This is a genomic window from Sphingopyxis selenitireducens, assembly GCF_051550705.1.
GTDB lineage: Bacteria > Pseudomonadota > Alphaproteobacteria > Sphingomonadales > Sphingomonadaceae > Sphingopyxis.
In genome coordinates this window covers 258109-275664 of record NZ_JBPULG010000006.1, presented here as the reverse complement: position 1 = coordinate 275664, position 17556 = coordinate 258109, and the positions used below count along the sequence as shown (strand labels likewise).

The following is a 17556-nucleotide window of genomic DNA, read 5'->3' as shown; positions in this document are numbered from 1 at the left end:
AATATCCGGCGGTTTCCGATTTCCTGCCATGACATGACGGCGGCCCGATGAAGTTTGCGCATATCCTGTTGCCCATGATGGCGCTGCTTGCGGCTCCGGCCGCCGGGCAGCCGACGGACACCGCCGGACCGGGGGCGCTCAAGGTGGAATATGCCACCGAGCCGCTCGGTCTGGACGACGCGCGTCCCAGGCTGGCCTGGCATTCGCCCGTGGCGGCGCAGCGGGCCTATCGGGTCCGCGTCGCGCGATCGCGTGAGGCGCTGGCGGACGGCGATCTGATATGGGACAGTGGGCGGGTTGAATCCCCGAACAATGTCCAGGTCGAATATGCAGGGCCTTCGCTGCAGTCCCGCCAGCGTTACTGGTGGCAGGTGCAGGTATGGGATGCTGCGGGCAATGCGACCGGATGGAGCGCTCCCGCATGGTGGGAAACCGGGCTGCTCGCCGATGCCGACTGGCAGGCGCAGTGGATTTCGGGGCCGGAGCGGCGCGACCATGACTGGAGCGATCTGACGCTTGATGCCGAACTGACATTGACCGGAAAAAGCGTGGAAATCTTGTTCCGCGCGCTCCCGAACGGCAAGACTTACGGCGATGCCTATGTCTGGACGCTGGCCGACGACAAAAATGGACCCGAACTGATCCAGACGGTTCGTCGCTATCCCGGCGGCACCAGTTCGGCGATCAAGATGGAGCGGCTGGGACAGGTCAAGCTGTCGGCGCCGATCAAGGGACGCCGCATCAAATTGTCCATTCGTGCAGAGGGCGGCCGGATCGTCACGCGCATCGACGGGGCGGTCGTCGCGACGGTCGACAATGATGCACACACGCACGGCACGATCGGTTTTGCGGGCAAGGAAGCTGCGGCGGCAACGGTTCATTCGGTCCACGTCTCGGGCAGCGGCAGCCCCGCTGTCGCCTATGATTTTGCGGGTGGCGACAATCCCTTCACCGGCGGCAATGTGTCGAAGGACGGGCTGATCATCGCGAGCGGGGTTCCGGGCGTCGATATGGTTCTGCCCATCGAAGCACCGGCCCCGCTCGTGCGCCGCGCCTTTCGCCTTGGCAAGCCGGTTGCCAGCGCCCGTCTCTATTATGCGGGTGCGGGCATGCCCCGGCTTCTCGTCAACGGCACTATCGTCGGCTCGTCGCTGGGGGCGGGCTACACAGCCTATGACAAGCGTGTTCTCACCTATGCGCAGGATGTGACTGGCCTGCTGCGCCGCGGCGAAAATGTGATCGGCGCCGAATTGGGGCGCGGCTGGTACGGGCTGACCGACCCCAATGAATGGTATTTCCACGCCGCCCCTTGGCATGGCGAGCCGGCGCTGAAGGCGCAGCTTGAAGTCACCTATACCGACGGGACGCGCGAGACGATCGCCACCGATGGCCGCTGGCGTACCGTTTCGGGGCCGACGCTGGGCGATTCGGTGCATCGGGGCGAGCGCTATGACGCGCGGCTGGTGCCCGCGGGCTGGGATCGCGCGGGCTTTCGCGATCGCAGGTGGCAGATCGCTCCGGTGGTCGCCGGGCCGGCCGGACAATTGTCGGCCGCCAATTCCGAAGCGATCGAGCCGGTCGAAGATATCGCGCCTGTCGCGATGAAAGAGATTGCACCGGGCGTTTTTGTCTATGACTTCGGCCGGATCATTGCCGGCTGGCCGGTGCTGAAGCTTCGCGGCCCAGCCGGTACCACCGTGTCGATGGTCGCGAGCGAGCGCGTTACCGATGACGGCCGCGTCGCGCCCGCCGCGGGGTTGATCGACGCGCAGCTGCAAACCGATCGCTACACGCTGGCGGGTAAGGGTGATGAGCAGTGGGAGCCGCGTTTCGGCTATCGCGGTTTCCGCTATGTCGAGGTTCAGGGCTTTCCCGGCACACCGGGCGAGGAAACCCTTACCGCGCGCATCGTTCATTCCGCCGTCGCGCGTACCGGCACCTTCACGAGCGCGAACCCGTTGCTCAATCAGATCGACGAGGCGGGGATTGCGACGATCCTCAACAATCTGCACGGTTTCGTCACCGACACGCCGACTTACGAGAAGAACGGCTGGAGCGGTGATGCACAGGCTTCGGCGGGTGCCGCCGCGCGCAGTCTCGACGTTGCGCGCGTCTGGGCCAAATGGCTCGCCGATTTCCGCGATGCTCAGTCGGACAAGGGCGAGGTACCCGAAATCGCGCCGACGACGCCTTTCTATGGCTATGAAAATACCCCCGGCTGGAATGTGATCTGGGGTCCGACGACACCGTGGGATGCCGCCGCGATGATCCTGCCGTGGGAACTTTACGCGACCTATGGCGACACGCGCGTCCTTGCCGATAACCACGACATGCAGCGGCGGCTGGTCGATTATACCGCGACCTTCATCAAGGCGCCCGATTATTACCGTTCGGCCGGCCTGTCCGAATGGGCGTCGGCGGGCGGGATGGACTATAGCAATGCGCGCGGCGGCGGCATCGACGCGGTGACGACGGCCTATTTCTTTCACCAGGCCGACCTGCTGGCGAAATCATCGGCGATCATCGGCAAGGGCGACGATGCGGCGCGCTACGCGAAGCTCGCTGCTGATATCCGTGCCGCCTATAATGCGCGCTACTGGAACGGCGCGATGGGCTGGTATCGTACCATCGACAGCAAGGGCGCGGTCGGCCGGCCGACGCAGGTGCAGAATATCCTGCCGCTGGCGTTCGGGATGGTGCCGGAAGGCCGCGAGAAGGATGTGGCGAGGGCCATCGCAAATGATGTCGAGCAACAGGGACTGCGTACCGGCGTCTATGGTGCGCGCTACCTGCTCGAAATCCTGAGCGACTATGGCTACGCCGACCTCGCCTATCGCGTCGCGACGCGCACCGACGAGCCGAGCTGGGGCTGGTGGATCGCCAACGGCCACAAGACGATGTTCGAGACGTGGAGCCTGAACAGCCGTTCGCGCGACCATCATTATTTCGCCTCGATCTCCGACTGGATGCGCCAGCGGCTTGCGGGCCTGCGTCCCGGTGCGCCCGGGTATAAGGTCGTGCAGGTCAAGCCCGCGATCCCCGCTGGTCTCGCGAGCGCCGAGGCGGCGATGGACACCGTCCACGGCCGTGCCTTTTCGGGCTGGCAGGTCGGCGCACGCAGCAAGTTGACGCTCACCGCCGAGGTGCCGCCGAACACCACCGGCGAAATCTGGGTGCCGACGCGCTTCGGCGGGATTGCCGCGCCATCGGGTGCAAAAGTCATGCGGACGGAGGCGGGCTATACCGTCTATCGCACCGGACCGGGGCGCTTCATCTTCAACACCGGAGGCGTACCATGATCCGCACCATATTCCTTTTGGCTGCCATGACGGCGGCGCCCGTGGCCGCACAGCAGGTGGCGACCGACAGCGGCGCCGTGACGGGCGCGACCGCTGACGGGATCTCGTCGTTCAAGGGCATCCCCTTTGCCGCACCTCCGGTCGGCGCGGGGCGCTGGAGCGCTCCGGCGCCGGTGGCACCATGGACCGCACCGCGGGATGCGACCGCTTACGGCCCCGACTGCATGCAGAACCCGCTGCCCGGCATCCAGGCCGGATCGCGGCCGATGAGCGAGGACTGCCTGACCCTCAACGTCTGGACGCCGAAGCCCGCGAAAGGCGCGAAGCTGCCGGTGATGGTCTGGATCCACGGCGGCGGCTTTGTCGGCGGATCGGGCACGCTGCCCGAAACCGATGGCACCCTGCTCGCAAAGCGCGATGTCGTGATCGTCAGCTTCAATTACCGGCTTGGCCGCTTCGGCTTCTTCGCGCATCCCGCGCTGGGGAAGGACGGCAACTGGGGCCTGATGGATCAGATCGCGGCGCTCAAATGGTTGCAGCGCAATATCGGGGCCTTTGGCGGCGATCCGGCGAAGGTCACCATCTTCGGTGAAAGTGCGGGCGGCGAATCGGTGTCGCGCCTGATGGCTTCGCCGCTGACGAAGGGGCTGTTCGCCCGCGCCATCGTCGCGTCGGGCGGCGGCCGCGATGACTGGCCGACGCTTGCCGATGCACAGGCGAAGGGGCAGGCGTTCGGCACCCGTGCCAATGCCGCCGATGCCGCAGCGCTGCGCGCCCTCCCCGCCGACAAGGTGCTGGGCACCATCGCCCTGATGAGCAAGGAGGAGGATCGCTATTCGGGGCCGATCACCGATGGAACGATCGTTCCGGCGGGCGCCGACGCGATTTTCGCGGCGGGTCAGCAGGCGCGCGTCCCCTATATCATCGGCAGCAACGACGATGAACTCGGCTTCATCCCCGCGCCCTTCCGCGCCATGATCAACGGTCCGGTCGAAAAGGGGCTGGGTGCCGCCGCCGCAACCGTGAAAGCGGCCTATGCCAGCGAGGATGAAGCGAACCGGCGGATGGGCGGCGATGTGATCTTCGCCGAACCCGCGCTGGCGTTCGGCCTGTCGCAGGCCGGCGCGGGGGCACCGACCTTCCTCTATCGTTTCGGCTATGTCGCCGAAGCCCAGCGCAAGCCCGACGTCGGCGCGGTTCACGCCTCGGACGTCGCTTTCCAGTTCGGCAACCTCGCACCTGATGCGGCCGCCGCCGATCGCGCCGCGGCGAAGCTGATCGGCGATTACTGGACCAATTTCGCGAAAGCCGGCGATCCGAACGGTGGTGGGCTGCCGCTGTGGTCGCGGCTTGATCCCGCCGCGCCGCAACTGCTGTCGATCGGCATCGCCGTGACCGCGATGGCGGCCGCCGGCACCCCCGCGCTGACCGCGATCGCCGCTGCGCGCGCCGAAAAATAATGAAGGATATGTCGATGCGTCTTGTAACCCTCGTCGCCGGCGCGCTCGCCATCGTCGCGGTTCCCGCCTGTGCGTGGGAGGCGATCCGCCTGTCGTCGGACCCCGTGCCCGCGACGTCGAAGGAAGTGCGCGAGACCGGGGCTTTCGGGACGATCGTGCGCAATGTGTCCGATGCGACGCTGACCGCTTATGCGCCCGAACAGGGCAAGGCGAACGGCACTGCGGTGATCGTCGCGCCTGGCGGCGCCTTTCATATGCTGTCGATCGAGAATGAGGGCGAGGCTGTCGCCAAATGGCTGAACGGCCTCGGCGTGACGGCCTTCGTCCTCAAATATCGCCTCCTCGAAACCGGCGCAGACTTTCCGCTGCAGATGATGCGCTATATGAGCAATCTCGGCAGCTTGCGCACTGCGGTCGAACCGCTGCGCCCGCTCGCGACCGCCGATGGCGAGCAAGCGGTTGCGTGGGTACGGAAAAATGCCCGCCGCTATGGCATCAACCCCAATCGCGTCGGCCTGATGGGCTTTTCGGCGGGCGGTGTGGTGACGGTGTGGACGCTGGCAGCGAACAAGCCGAAAAGCCGCCCCGACTTCGCGATTGCCATTTATCCGGGCCTGCTGCCCGATACGATTGCCGTGCCGGAAAAGGCGCCGCCGCTGTTCGTCGCTGCGGCGATGGACGACAAGCTTGCCTATGCCGACAGCGTCCGCCTTGCCGCGGCGTGGAAGACTGGCGGGGCAAGCAGCACGATCGTCACCTATGAAAATGGAGGCCATGGTTTCGGCATGAAAAAGAGCGGCAAAGCGAGCGACGCCTGGACCGGTGCGATGGCGGACTGGATGCGCGGTCAGGGACTGGTCGGCAAATGAGGACCGCATCGCTCCTCCTGTGCGCCGGAACCTCGCTGCTTGCCGCCTGCACGGCGAATGAGCCCGCACCGGCGCCCACCCCGGTCGCGCAAAAAGCCGGCAGCTGCGAAGCCTTGACCGGCATGGCGCTGAAAGACGGCAAGATCGACGCTGCGACGTCGCTCGCGGGCGGTGCGATGGTCAACCTCGAAGCGGGCAAGCCCGGCCTTCCCGCGCCCGCCGCCTTCTGCCGCGTTCAGGCGACGCTGTCGCCGGTGCCGGGATCGTCGATCAAGGTCGAGGTGTGGCTGCCCGAACGCGCGGGCTGGAACGGCAAGCTGCTCGGCGCGGGCAATGGCGGCTTCGGCGCGAACATGCTGCTGCCGTCGCTGTTGATGCGCGGCGCTGTGCAAAAGGGATATGCTGCGGTCGGCACCGACATGGGGCATGTCGGCGAAAGCGACGTCGACGCAAGCTGGGCGCTGAACGCACCCGAAAAGATTCGCGACTATGGCTGGCGCGCCAATCATGTCGGCGCCGAGACCGCCAAGCAGGTGATCGCCGCCTTTTATGAAAATCCGCTCGCCGCGAGCTATTTCCACGGCTGTTCGGATGGCGGGCGGCAGGCGCTGACCCTCGCGCAGCGCTATCCCGCCGATTATGACGCGATCATCGCGGGCGCCCCCGCCATGCCGTGGACGCGCATGGCCAGCGCCTTTGCCAACAATGCCATCGCTGCGAACAAACCCGGCGGCGATTTGTCGATGGCGAAGCTCAAGCTGCTCCAGTCGGCGTCGCTTGGGGCATGTGACGCGCTCGACGGCGTCAAGGACGGCGTGATCGACGATCCGCGCGCCTGTCATTTCGACCCCGCCAAGCTCGCGTGCAAGAGCGGTGAAGGCGCCGACTGCCTGACGCCCAGCGAAGTGGCGACCGCTAAGCTGTTTTACGAAGGCGCAAAGACCGCTGACGGCAAAAACTTCTATCCCGGTTTCGCGCCGGGCGCCGAGGCGGAGGCGGGCACCTGGTCGCAGTGGCTGACCGGCAGCGGTTCGCAGCATGTGAAGTTCGGCACGCAATTCTTCCGCAATTTCGTGCATGCCAACCCCGACTGGCAGCTCGCGGACTTCAACCTCGAGCGCGACTATGCGCTGGCGAAGCAGCGCGTTGGCGGCGACCTCGATGCCGACCGCACCGATCTTGGCGCCTTCTACAAGCGCGGTGGCAAGCTGATCCTCTATCACGGCTGGAATGACGCCGGGATCCCGGCGCAGAACACGCTCGATTATTACGAGCGTCTGGTCGCGGCGAACCCGAAGGCGGCATCGACCTCGGTGCGCCTGTTCATGGTGCCCGGCATGTCACATTGCCTTGCGGGACCCGGCCCGAACAACTTCGATCCGCTGGCGGCGCTCGATGGCTGGCGGCAGGGCGGGCCTGCGCCCGAACGTATCATCGCGACCAAATATGATAATGATCTGTTCGCCTATATCGGCTTGCCCGCCAAGGCCGGACGGACGCGTCCGCTCTGTGCCTTCCCCAAGGTCGCAAAGTGGGACGGCAAGGGCTCGACCGACGAGGCTGCGAGCTTCGCGTGCGAGGCGCCCGGAAAATGACGAGCCACGTCAAGGGCGCGACCGAACCGCCGCTGATCGAACATAGCATCGGCGACGCGCTCGCGCTCGCTGCCGATCGCTGGGGTGAACGCGACGCGCTGGTTTCGGTCGGACAGGGCATCCGCTGGAATTTTGCCGAACTGCTCGAACGATCCGATGCCTTCGCGGCCGGGCTGCTCGCGCTCGGACTGACCCCGGGCGACCGGATCGGCATCTGGGCGCCCAACTGCGTCGAATGGACGCTGACCCAGTTCGCCGCGGCGCGCGCGGGGCTGATCCTTGTCACGATCAACCCCGCCTATCGCCTGTCCGAGGTCGAATATACGGTCAACAAGGTCGGGCTTTCGGCGCTCGTCGCCGCGACCAGCTTCAAGACCAGCGATTATCCCGCGATGATCGAGGAACTCGCGCCCGAAATCGCTGCCAGTGCGCCGGGCGATCTTCGTGCCAAACGCCTGCCGACGCTACGCTCGCTGATCCTGATCGGTGCGGATGCGCGTGCCGGCTGGCTGCGGTTCGACGACACCGCCGGACGCGCAACCGACGCCGACCGCCAGCGTCTCGCCGATATCGGCCCGACGCTCGACCCGAACGACGCGATCAACGTCCAGTTCACCAGCGGCACCACCGGCTTGCCGAAGGGCGCGACACTCAGCCACCGCAACATTCTCAACAACGGCTATTTCGTCGGGCGGACGCAGGGACTGACCGAGGGCGACCGTATCTGCATCCCCGTGCCCCTCTATCATTGCTTCGGCATGGTGATGGGCAATCTTGCTGCGATCACACATGGCGCGGCGATGGTCTATCCGTCCGAAGGTTTCGACCCCGAAGCCGTGCTGCGCGCGGTCGAGGCCGAACGCTGCACGGCGCTCTATGGCGTCCCGACGATGTTCATCGCGGTGCTGGCGCATCCGCGCTTCGACGATTTCGATGTATCGTCGCTGCGTACCGGCTGCATGGCGGGCGCGATCTGCCCCGAGCCGCTGATGCGTCAGGTGGTCGAGCGGCTCAACATGCGCGACGTGACGATCGCTTATGGCATGACCGAAACCAGCCCGGTCAGTTTCCAGACCGCGCCCGACGACCCCTTCGAACGCCGTGTCGGCTCGATCGGTCGCGTCCAGCCGCATCTCGAATGCAAGATTGTCGATGAGGGCGGCCATATCGTCGCATCGGGCGAACCCGGCGAGCTGTGCACACGCGGCTATTCGGTGATGATCGGCTATTGGGACGAGCCCCAGCGTACGGCGGAATCAATCGACGAGGACGGCTGGATGCATTCGGGCGACCTCGCAACGATCGATGCCGGGGGCTACGGCAATATCGTCGGCCGCCTCAAGGATATGGTGATCCGCGGCGGCGAGAATATCTACCCGCGCGAGGTCGAGGATTATCTCTATCGCCACCCCGCGGTCGAGGATGTCGCGGTGGTCGGCATCCCCGACGAGCGCATGGGCGAGGAACTGTGCGCGTGGGTGCGGTTAAAGCCCGATGCCAGCGTCGATGCCGAAGCGATACGCTCATTCTGCCGCGGCCAGATCGCCCACTATAAAGTCCCGCGCTACGTGCGTATCGTCGATGAATTCCCCACCACGGTGACGGGGAAGGTTCAGAAATATCTTATTAGAGAAGCGATGGTCGCAGATCTCGAAAAGGAAGATGTGAAATGAAAACTGCCATATTTGTTGCGGCGCTGATGGCCGCCGCTCCCGCTTTTGCCCAGGATGCTGCCGCGCCGACGCCCACTCCCGCAGCGCCGGCTCCGGCCGCCGATGCCGTGCCCGCGAGCGATGCCAAGTATAATCTCGACACCCCGCTGCAGGACATCGTCGCCGACGAAAAGGGCAAGGCGGTGATTGAAAAGCATTTCCCCGGCATGATCGCGCTTCCCGAATATGAAATGTTCAAGGCGATCAGTCTGACGCAGCTTCAGCCCTATTCGAACGGCAAGATCACCGACGAGATGCTGGCCGCCACGGCCAAGGATCTGGCGGAGATCAAGTGATGAAAAGCCGGACAGCCTATCTGGCGGCGACTTTGCTGTCTTCGACAGTGGCGCTGTCCGGCGCACAGGCGCAGGAGATGATCTACAAGGACAAATCGGCGCCGCTCGAAGCGCGCGTCGATGACCTGATGGGGCGGTTGACGCTCGACGAAAAAATCCTGCTGCTTGCGGGCGAAAGCTCGATGACGCTGAACCCGATCGAACGGCTCGGCATCCCCTCGATCCGCATGACCGACGGACCGACCGGCGTGCGCTCGCCCGACGGCAAGCCTGCGACGGTCTTTCCCGTCGGCGTTGCGATGGCCGCGACGTGGAACCCCGACCTGACCGCAAAGGTCGGCGCGGCGATCGGCAAGGAAACCCTCGCGCACGGCGCCGACGTGCTGCTCGCGCCGACGGTCAACATCGTCCGCACCCCGCGCTGGGGCCGCAATTTCGAAACCTATTCCGAAGACCCGTATCTCGCGGGGCAGATCGGGCTTGGTTATGTGAAAGGTGCGCAGGGCGCGGGCATTGGCGTGTCGCTCAAGCATTTTGCCGCGAACAATCAGGAAACCAACCGCTTCATCGTCGACTCGGTCGTCGATCCGCGCACGCTGCACGAAATCTATCTCCCGGCGTTCGAGACGGTGATCAAACAGGGCGATCCCTGGTCGGTGATGGCGTCGTACAACAAGATCAACGGGACGCACGCGGCCGAGAACCGCTGGCTGCTGACCGACCTGCTCAAGACCCAGTGGGGCTATAAAGGCTTTGTCGTGTCCGACTGGGGCGCGGTCCATTCGACCGCCACAACCGTCAACGCCGGTATGGACCTCGAAATGCCGGGGCCGCCCAATCATTTCGGGCCGAAGCTCAGGAAAGCCGTCGACGAGGGCAAGGTCACGACCGCACAGATCGACGATAATGCCCGCCGCATGGTGCGGCTGATCGTGCGTAGCGGCGCGATCGAACGCGGCGCTGCGCGCCCGATCGCCGAACAGACGCCGCGCAATGCAGCGCTTGCGCAGAGCGCCGCCGAGGAAGCGATTGTGCTGCTCAGAAACAACGGCGTGTTGCCGCTCCCGGCATCGATCAGGTCGCTTGCCGTCATCGGCCCCAATGCCGATGTCGTGCGCATTCAAGGGGGCGGCAGTTCGGCCGTGGTGCCCTTCGAAACGAGTACGCCGCTTGCCGCGATCAGGGCGGCGCTGCCCGGCGTGCAGATTGTCCATGCCCGCGGCGTCGACAATGAGGAAACGCCGCCGGCCGCCAATCCGAAACTGTTCAGCCCCGGCCCAGACCGCAGCGTCACGGGCCTCGCGGCCACCTATTACGCCAACGCCGACATGAGCGGCGAGCCCGTGAAACGCGAAACCGCGACGAGCTTTTTAAAGCGGATCAGCGGGAATATCGCCGGGCCGCAGGTCACGGGCTATGCCGCCTTCCGTTGGGAAGGACAGTTCTGGCCCGAGAAAAGCGGCACCTATGAATTCAGCACCCGCGGCACGGGCAATGCGACGATTACCCTCGACGGCAAGGTCGTGCTGTCGAAGGAAAGCGGATCGAAGCCCGATAACCGCGACGTTCTCGGCTTTCCCATCCCCCGCCGTACCGTGGCGGTCGCACTCGAAGCGGGGCGGGGCTACCCGATCCGTGTCGACTATGTGAACGGGCAGACGCCCTACGAATATCTGAGCTTCGGCATTCGCGAGCCGCTGCCGTCGTTCGACGAAGCCGTTGCGGCGGCGCGCGGTGCCGACGCTGCGGTGGTGTTCGTGGGCTCATCCTCGACGACCGAGGGCGAGGGCTATGACCGGGCTTCGCTCGACATGCCGGGCGATCAGAACAGGCTGGTCGAGGCGGTCATCGCCGCCAACCCGAAAACCGCAATCATCGTTAACGCCGGTGCGGCGATGACGATGCCCTGGGCCGACAAGGCGCCCGCGATCGTCGACATGTGGTTGCCGGGCGAGGGGGGCGCTGCGGCGCTCGCGAATGTGCTGACCGGCAAGGTCAATCCGTCGGGCAAGCTGCCCGTGACCTTTCCCGCGCGGACCGAGGACGACAACATCAACCTCAAGGGCGCCAAGACGCCCTATTCGGAAGGATTGCTGGTCGGTTATCGCAGCTATGTCGCCCGCGATGTGAAACCGCTCTTCGCTTTCGGCCATGGGCTCAGCTATACCAGCTTCGCCTATTCGGCGCTTTCGGCACCGGCGCGCACCAAGGGCGGCGAAGCGCTTTCGGTAAAGCTCACGCTCCGCAACGACGGCAAGCGCGCGGGCAAGGAAGTGGTGCAACTCTATGTTGCGCCCCTCGCACCCGCGGCGGGCGACCCGCCGATCGCGTTGCGCGGCTTTGCCAAGCTCGACCTCGCGCCCGGCGCGCGGCGGACGGTGACGGTCACGCTCGATCCCCGGGCCTTTTCGCAATATGATGCCGAACGCGGTCAGTGGCGCGTCGTGCCGGGCCGCTACCGCATCATGGCCGGATCGTCGTCGGCGGACATTCGTCAACAGCGCGAGATCGACGTCATAGCTGATTGACGAAGGGTGGGTGCGGGCGGTCCAAAAATGGCCGATGGCGAAAATGGCGCGACACAGGCGCCCACGCACCTTATGCCGTGATCGCCATGAAGACCGAAATCCTTGCAGTCCTGACCGGAAAGGTCCGCGCTTTTCGCGGTGACGACGAACCGAGCGCGATCGGCAAGTTGCCCGTTGCCGGGGCCGTCGCGATCGACGCGCTCGGGCTCGCGGGCGACGAACAGGCCGACCGCGTTCATCATGGCGGGATCGACAAGGCGATCCATCATTATCCGGCCGATCACTATCCCTATTGGCGCGGCGAGCTTGGCGAGGTGCCATTGCTCGGCGGACCCGGCGCGTTTGGCGAGAATATCTCGACCTCGGATCTCGACGAAGACAGCGTGTTCCTCGGCGACCGCTTCCGCCTCGGTACGGCACTGGTCGAGGTCAGTCAGGCACGCCAGCCGTGCTGGAAGCTCGACCACCGCTTTCAGGCGAAGGGCGTGATGGCGCGCGTCGTCACGACGCGGCGCTCGGGCTGGTACTACCGCGTCCTCGAACCGGGGCAGGTGCAGGCGGGCGACGCGCTCACCCTCGTCGATCGGCCCTATCCCGAATGGCCGCTGTCCTCATTATTTGCGCTCCTGATCGGCGGTGAGGCGAAAAGCCGCCACGACGATCTTCGCGCACTGGAACGGGTGCCGGTTCTGGCCGAAACCTGGAAAGTGCGCCGCGCCAGGCTGGCCGAGCAATTTGGCGTAGCCTAGGCCGTATCGCGGCAGCCTAACCCGGCCGCGTCTCCAGCCATGCCGCGAGCCGGGCCACATCTTCAGCGGTGAAGTGCAGTCCCAGCTTGCTTCGCCGCCACAATATGTCGTCGGTCGTCCGCGCCCATTCCTGTTCGACGAGCCAGTTGGCTTCGGCGACGGAGAGGCCATGGCCGATTTCGCCGCCCAGCGCGCCCCAGCCGTCGGCATCGCCCAGCCATTGGCGGGCATCGGTGCCATAGGCTTTGACGATCCGGTCGACCGTCGCGGCCGCCAGAAAGGGATGTGCGAGCTTATATTCCGCCTTCAGCGACGCCGCCCCGTTCGTCGGGAAGTCGCCGCCGGGGAGCGGCGCCCTGCCAGTCCAGACCTTTCCCGACAATGCGGGCACATGCCCGGCGAGTATATCGACCGCAGCCTCGGCGACATGGCGGTAACTGGTGATCTTGCCACCATAGATGGTGAGCAGGGGCGCGCCCTCGTCCATGTCGAGATCGATGCGATAACCGCGCGTCGCCGCCTCGGGCCGCCCCGACCCGTCCTCGATCAGCGGCCGGACCCCTGAATAGGTCCAGACGACATCGGCGGGGGTGACGGGTTCGCGGAAATATTCGCTCGCGCCCTCGCACAAATAGGCGATTTCCTCGGCGCTTGCGCGTGCCTCGCTCGCGGGGCCGTCATGGTCCTGATCGGTCGTGCCGATCAGCGTGAAGTCGCGTTCATAGGGGATGGCGAAAAAGATGCGCCCGTCGGGAAGCTGGAAGAAATAGGCATGGTCATGCTCGAATATCCGCCGCACGACGATATGCGACCCGCGCACCAGCCGCATCTGGTGGTCGGGCTCGGCATCGGCCCGCTTGAGCAGCTCGAGCACAGCAGGTCCCGCCGCATTGACGACGCTATGGCTGGTGAAGCGATAGCTGTGGCCGCGATCGTCCGCCGCATCGATCACCCACAGTCCGTCTTCGCAGCGCAGCATGTCGGCGCGGGTGCGCGTGCGGATTTTCGCGCCATGCCGTGCAGCATCGCGGGCGTTGAGGACCACCAGCCGCGCATCATCGACCCAGCCGTCCGAATATTCAAAGCCGCGCACATATTGCGGCTGCAACGGCGCCCCCGCAACATGGCGTTTGAGGTCGATCGATCGGGTGGCGGGCAATTTTCTGCGCCCGCCGATATGGTCGTAAAGAAACAGGCCGAGCCGCAGCAGCCAGCGCGGGCGCAATCCGGTGCGATAGGGCAGCACGAAGCGCAGCGGCCAGATGATGTGCGGGGCGATGCCCCACAGGATTTCGCGTTCCTTCAATGCCTCGCGCACGAGGCCGAATTCATAATGCTCGAGATAGCGCAGCCCGCCGTGGATCAGCTTGGTCGATGCCGACGAGGTGCCCTGCGCGAGGTCTCCGGCTTCGAGCAGAAGAACGCGCGCCCCGCGCCCCGCGGCATCGCGCGCGACCCCGGCGCCGTTCACCCCGCCGCCGACGACAATGACATCATAGGGTTGCGGGGCGTCGTTCATTGACCCGGTTCCTAGGCCAAGTGCGACGCTTTTGCCAAGGAGAGACATCGTATGCGGCCTACGTATGCGCGTTGCAATCGCGCGGCGCATCCGCCACTTCTTCATCGGGATAGCAAGGGGATTTTTGTGAGCGTGAAAGTCGAAACTCTGGTTTTGTTCGGCGCAACGGGCGACCTTGCGCAGCGCATGCTCTTTCCCTCCTTGTACAATCTGCATCTCGACGGATTGCTCGCCGACGCGCTCACCATCATCGGGTCGGGGCGTTCGCAAATGGACCGCGCGGCCTTTCACGATCAGGTCCGCGCCGCGCTGACCGAGCATCTGCCCGAGGACCGGCTCGATGAAGCCGCGATTTCGACCTTCGCCGAACGGATCGACTATTGCCCGGTCGATGCGGGTGCGGGCACCGGCTTTGACGATCTCGCCGCGCTGCTCGGCGATCGCCGTGCGCGGCCCGTCGGCGTCTATCTTTCGACCCCGCCGTCGATGTTCGGTCCGATCGCACAGGGCCTCGCCGCCGCCGGCATCGCTTGCGCCGACTGCCGCATCGCGATGGAAAAGCCGATCGGCCATGACCTTGCCTCCTCGCGTGAGGTCAATGCGCAGGTCGGCAGCGCCTTTGCCGAGGACCGGGTGTTCCGCATCGATCATTATCTCGGCAAGGAAACGGTGCAGAATCTGCTCGCGCTGCGCTTTGCCAACATGCTGTTCGAACCGCTCTGGAACGCGCAGGCGATCGATCATGTGCAGATCACTGTCGCCGAAACCGTCGGGCTTGAAGGGCGCGTGTCCTATTATGACGGCGTCGGGGCGCTCAAGGATATGGTGCAAAACCATATGCTCCAGCTGCTCGCGATCATCGCGATGGAACCCCCCGCCAGCGTCACATCGACCGCGGTGCGTGACGAAAAGGTCAAGCTTCTCCGCAGTCTGCGCAAGATGACCGCGGCGGATGTGAAGGCGCATAGCGTCAAAGGCCAGTATGGCAGCGGCGCGGTCAATGGCGCCCCGGTCGCGGGCTATGCCGATGAGCTTGGGCAGCCGTCGAACACCGAAACCTTCGTCGCGCTAAAGGCCTATATCGACAATTGGCGCTGGAAGGGCGTGCCCTTTTACCTGCGCACCGGCAAAAGAATGCCCGAGCGCAAATCCGAAGTGCTGATCCAGTTCAAGCCGGTGCCGCACAATATTTTTGCCGGCGTCGGTGGCGGGCAGCTCAATGCCAATATGATGATCATCAACCTGCAGCCCGAGGAGAATATCCGGGTCAAGGTGATGTCGAAGCAACCCGGGCTCGACCGCGACGGGGTGAAGCTGCGCGAAGTGACGATGGACGTCTCGCTGTCGCACAGCTTTGCCGGGGAACGCCGCCGTATCGCCTATGAACGCCTGCTGCTCGATTTCATCGAGGGCGACCAGACTTTGTTCGTGCGCCGCGACGAGGTCGAGGCACAGTGGCAATGGATCGATTCGATCCGCGACGCTTGGGCAGCGGTCGACATGGCGCCGCAAAATTACACGGCGGGAAGCTGGGGACCCTCGAGCGCGATCGCGCTGATCGAACGCGACGGAGCGAGCTGGCATGATTGAGGAAAGCACGTCGCCCCTGCGAAGGCAGGGGCCGCTGGCGACCTTGCGCTACGCCGATAGCGGCCCCCGCCTTCGCGGGGGCGACGAGGAAGTAATATGACCAACCTCCACCCCACAATCGCCGCCGTCACCGAACGCATCGTCGCGCGCAGCGCGCCGCGCCGCGCCGCCTATCTCGACCTGATGGATCGCCAGCGCGAGGCGGGGACCAATCGCGGCAATCTGTCGTGCGGCAATCTCGCGCACGCCTTCGCCGCGTCGGGCGAGGACAAGCCCGCGATCCGCACCGGCGCGGCGATGAATATCGGGATCGTTACCGCTTACAACGACATGCTGTCGGCGCATCAGCCCTATGGCCGCTACCCCGAACAGATCAAAATCTTCGCGCGTGAAGTCGGCGCGACGGCGCAGGTCGCGGGCGGCGTGCCCGCGATGTGCGACGGCGTGACGCAGGGGCAGGCAGGGATGGACCTGTCGCTGTTCAGCCGCGACAATATTGCGCAGGGCACCGCGATCGCACTCAGCCATGCGATGTTCGAAAGCGTCGCGCTTCTCGGCATTTGCGACAAGATCGTCCCCGGCCTGCTCATCGGCGCGCTGCGTTTCGGCCATCTGCCGCAAATATTAATCCCGGCGGGGCCGATGCCCTCGGGGCTCGCCAACAAGGAAAAACAGCGCGTCCGTCAGCTTTATGCCGAGGGCAAGGCGAGCCGCGACGAACTGCTCGAGGCCGAGGCGGCGAGCTATCATGGCGCGGGCACCTGCACCTTTTACGGCACCGCGAACAGCAACCAGATGATGATGGAACTGATGGGGCTGCACATCCCCGGCAGCGCCTTCGTCAATCCGGGCACCAAACTCCGTCAGTCCCTGACCCGCGCCGCGACCCACCGGCTCGCGGCGATCGGCTGGGACGGCGACGATTACCGCCCGCTGGCGCGCTGCGTCGATGAAAAGGCGATCGTCAACGCCGCGATCGGCCTGCTCGCCACTGGCGGCTCGACCAACCATGCGATCCATCTGCCCGCGATTGCGCGCGCGGCGGGGATCATCATCGACTGGCAGGATTTCGACGAACTCAGCCACGCGGTGCCCTTGCTCGCGCGCGTCTATCCGAATGGCGCGGGCGACGTGAACCATTTCCATGCCGCGGGCGGGATCGGCTATGTCGTCAAGGAACTGCTCGGAGCGGGTTTGCTCCACGGCGATATACTCACCGTCGGCGGCACGATGGCGGATTATGTGTCGGAGCCGGCACTCGTCGACGACGAACTGCAGTGGCAGGCGGCGCCCGCGACCAGCCGCGACGACGCAATGCTGCGTCCCGTGACCGCGCCTTTCTCGCCCGATGGCGGGATGCGGCTCCTCGCGGGCAATCTTGGCCGCGCGATCATCAAGACCAGCGCGGTCGCCGAGGATCGCTGGACGATCGAGGCTCCCGCGCGCATCTTCGACAATCAGGATGCGGTGCTGACCGCTTTCAAGGCGGGCGAACTCGAACGCGATGTGATCGTTGTCGTCCGCTTCCAGGGCCCGCGCGCCAACGGCATGCCCGAACTTCACAAGCTCACCCCGGCATTGGGCGTCCTGCAGGACAAGGGTTTTCGCGTCGCTTTGCTCACCGACGGCCGCATGTCGGGCGCCAGCGGCAAGGTGCCCGCGGTGATCCATTTGTCGCCGGAGGCGCTGCCCGGTGCCGACGGGGTTAGCGGCCCGCTCGCCTTCCTTGCCGACGGCGACATCGTGCGCGTCTGCGCGCGCAAGGGCGAGGTGCTGGCGCTGGTCGATCCCGCCATATGGGCCGCGCGGAGTCCTGCGGTCGCGCCGCCTCCCGCGCTTGGCGTGGGCCGCGAATTGTTCGCGCTCTTCCGTCATCACGCCGACGAGGCCGAAAAGGGCGGTTCGGCGATGCTCGCGGCGATGGAGCAAGTGATCTAGC

General features: G+C 65.4%; 11 protein-coding genes. 10 read left to right on the top strand and 1 reads right to left on the bottom strand.

Features of this window, described 5'->3' with window-relative positions; translation table 11 throughout:
• The first annotated feature begins 47 nt into the window (after nt 1–47).
• The 8 genes from ACSYDV_RS19870 (at nt 48) to ACSYDV_RS19835 (ending at nt 12508) form a co-directional block, all read left to right on the top strand.
• Complete coding sequence (locus ACSYDV_RS19870) at nt 48–3299, top strand: family 78 glycoside hydrolase catalytic domain (RefSeq protein WP_438325696.1); 3252 nt, start codon at nt 48–50, stop codon at nt 3297–3299.
• Entirely contained in the window at nt 3296–4759 is a 1464-nt protein-coding gene (locus ACSYDV_RS19865; RefSeq protein ID WP_438325694.1) for a carboxylesterase/lipase family protein, read from the top strand. The genes ACSYDV_RS19870 and ACSYDV_RS19865 overlap by 4 nt, the downstream gene beginning before the upstream one ends.
• A gap of 14 nt (nt 4760–4773) precedes the next feature.
• Complete coding sequence (locus ACSYDV_RS19860; RefSeq protein ID WP_438325693.1) at nt 4774–5628, top strand: alpha/beta hydrolase; 855 nt, start codon at nt 4774–4776, stop codon at nt 5626–5628.
• Entirely contained in the window at nt 5625–7223 is a 1599-nt protein-coding gene (locus tag ACSYDV_RS19855) for a tannase/feruloyl esterase family alpha/beta hydrolase (protein WP_438325692.1), read from the top strand. Before ACSYDV_RS19860 ends, ACSYDV_RS19855 begins: the two co-directional genes overlap by 4 nt.
• Nucleotides 7220–8896, top strand: a complete 1677-nt coding sequence (locus ACSYDV_RS19850; RefSeq protein WP_438325691.1) for an AMP-binding protein — start codon at nt 7220–7222, stop codon at nt 8894–8896. The genes ACSYDV_RS19855 and ACSYDV_RS19850 overlap by 4 nt, the downstream gene beginning before the upstream one ends.
• Nucleotides 8893–9231: a hypothetical protein gene (locus ACSYDV_RS19845; protein ID WP_438325690.1), complete on the top strand. Its 339-nt coding sequence runs from the start codon at nt 8893–8895 to the stop codon at nt 9229–9231. Before ACSYDV_RS19850 ends, ACSYDV_RS19845 begins: the two co-directional genes overlap by 4 nt.
• Nucleotides 9231–11759: a beta-glucosidase gene (locus ACSYDV_RS19840; protein WP_438325689.1), complete on the top strand. Its 2529-nt coding sequence runs from the start codon at nt 9231–9233 to the stop codon at nt 11757–11759. Before ACSYDV_RS19845 ends, ACSYDV_RS19840 begins: the two co-directional genes overlap by 1 nt.
• 86 nt (nt 11760–11845) lie before the next feature.
• Nucleotides 11846–12508, top strand: coding sequence for an MOSC domain-containing protein (locus tag ACSYDV_RS19835; protein WP_438325687.1), 663 nt, complete (start codon nt 11846–11848; stop codon nt 12506–12508).
• A gap of 16 nt (nt 12509–12524) precedes the next feature.
• Here ACSYDV_RS19835 and glpD read toward each other — a convergent pair whose 3' ends face one another.
• A complete protein-coding gene (gene glpD / locus ACSYDV_RS19830; RefSeq protein WP_438325686.1) occupies nt 12525–14027 on the bottom strand; it encodes a glycerol-3-phosphate dehydrogenase in 1503 nt (500 codons plus the stop codon).
• Between the two features lie 126 nt (nt 14028–14153).
• Here glpD and zwf point away from each other — a divergent pair, with 126 nt between their 5' ends.
• Both zwf and edd read left to right on the top strand, forming a co-directional pair.
• Nucleotides 14154–15617, top strand: a complete 1464-nt coding sequence (gene zwf / locus ACSYDV_RS19825) for a glucose-6-phosphate dehydrogenase (protein ID WP_438325685.1) — start codon at nt 14154–14156, stop codon at nt 15615–15617.
• Between the two features lie 96 nt (nt 15618–15713).
• A complete protein-coding gene (gene edd, locus ACSYDV_RS19820; protein WP_438325684.1) occupies nt 15714–17555 on the top strand; it encodes a phosphogluconate dehydratase in 1842 nt (613 codons plus the stop codon).
• The last annotated feature ends 1 nt before the right edge of the window (nt 17556 follow it).

Bases quoted from the DNA above. Each gene is read 5' to 3' on its own strand.
- ACSYDV_RS19870 (WP_438325696.1), top strand. From the start codon at position 48: ATGAAGTTTGCGCATATCCTGTTGCCCATGATGGCGCTGCTTGCGGCT.
- ACSYDV_RS19865 (WP_438325694.1), top strand. From the start codon at position 3,296: ATGATCCGCACCATATTCCTTTTGGCTGCCATGACGGCGGCGCCCGTG.
- ACSYDV_RS19860 (WP_438325693.1), top strand. From the start codon at position 4,774: ATGCGTCTTGTAACCCTCGTCGCCGGCGCGCTCGCCATCGTCGCGGTT.
- ACSYDV_RS19855 (WP_438325692.1), top strand. From the start codon at position 5,625: ATGAGGACCGCATCGCTCCTCCTGTGCGCCGGAACCTCGCTGCTTGCC.
- ACSYDV_RS19850 (WP_438325691.1), top strand. From the start codon at position 7,220: ATGACGAGCCACGTCAAGGGCGCGACCGAACCGCCGCTGATCGAACAT.
- ACSYDV_RS19845 (WP_438325690.1), top strand. From the start codon at position 8,893: ATGAAAACTGCCATATTTGTTGCGGCGCTGATGGCCGCCGCTCCCGCT.
- ACSYDV_RS19840 (WP_438325689.1), top strand. From the start codon at position 9,231: ATGAAAAGCCGGACAGCCTATCTGGCGGCGACTTTGCTGTCTTCGACA.
- ACSYDV_RS19835 (WP_438325687.1), top strand. From the start codon at position 11,846: ATGAAGACCGAAATCCTTGCAGTCCTGACCGGAAAGGTCCGCGCTTTT.
- glpD (WP_438325686.1), bottom strand. From the start codon at position 14,027: ATGAACGACGCCCCGCAACCCTATGATGTCATTGTCGTCGGCGGCGGG.
- edd (WP_438325684.1), top strand. From the start codon at position 15,714: ATGACCAACCTCCACCCCACAATCGCCGCCGTCACCGAACGCATCGTC.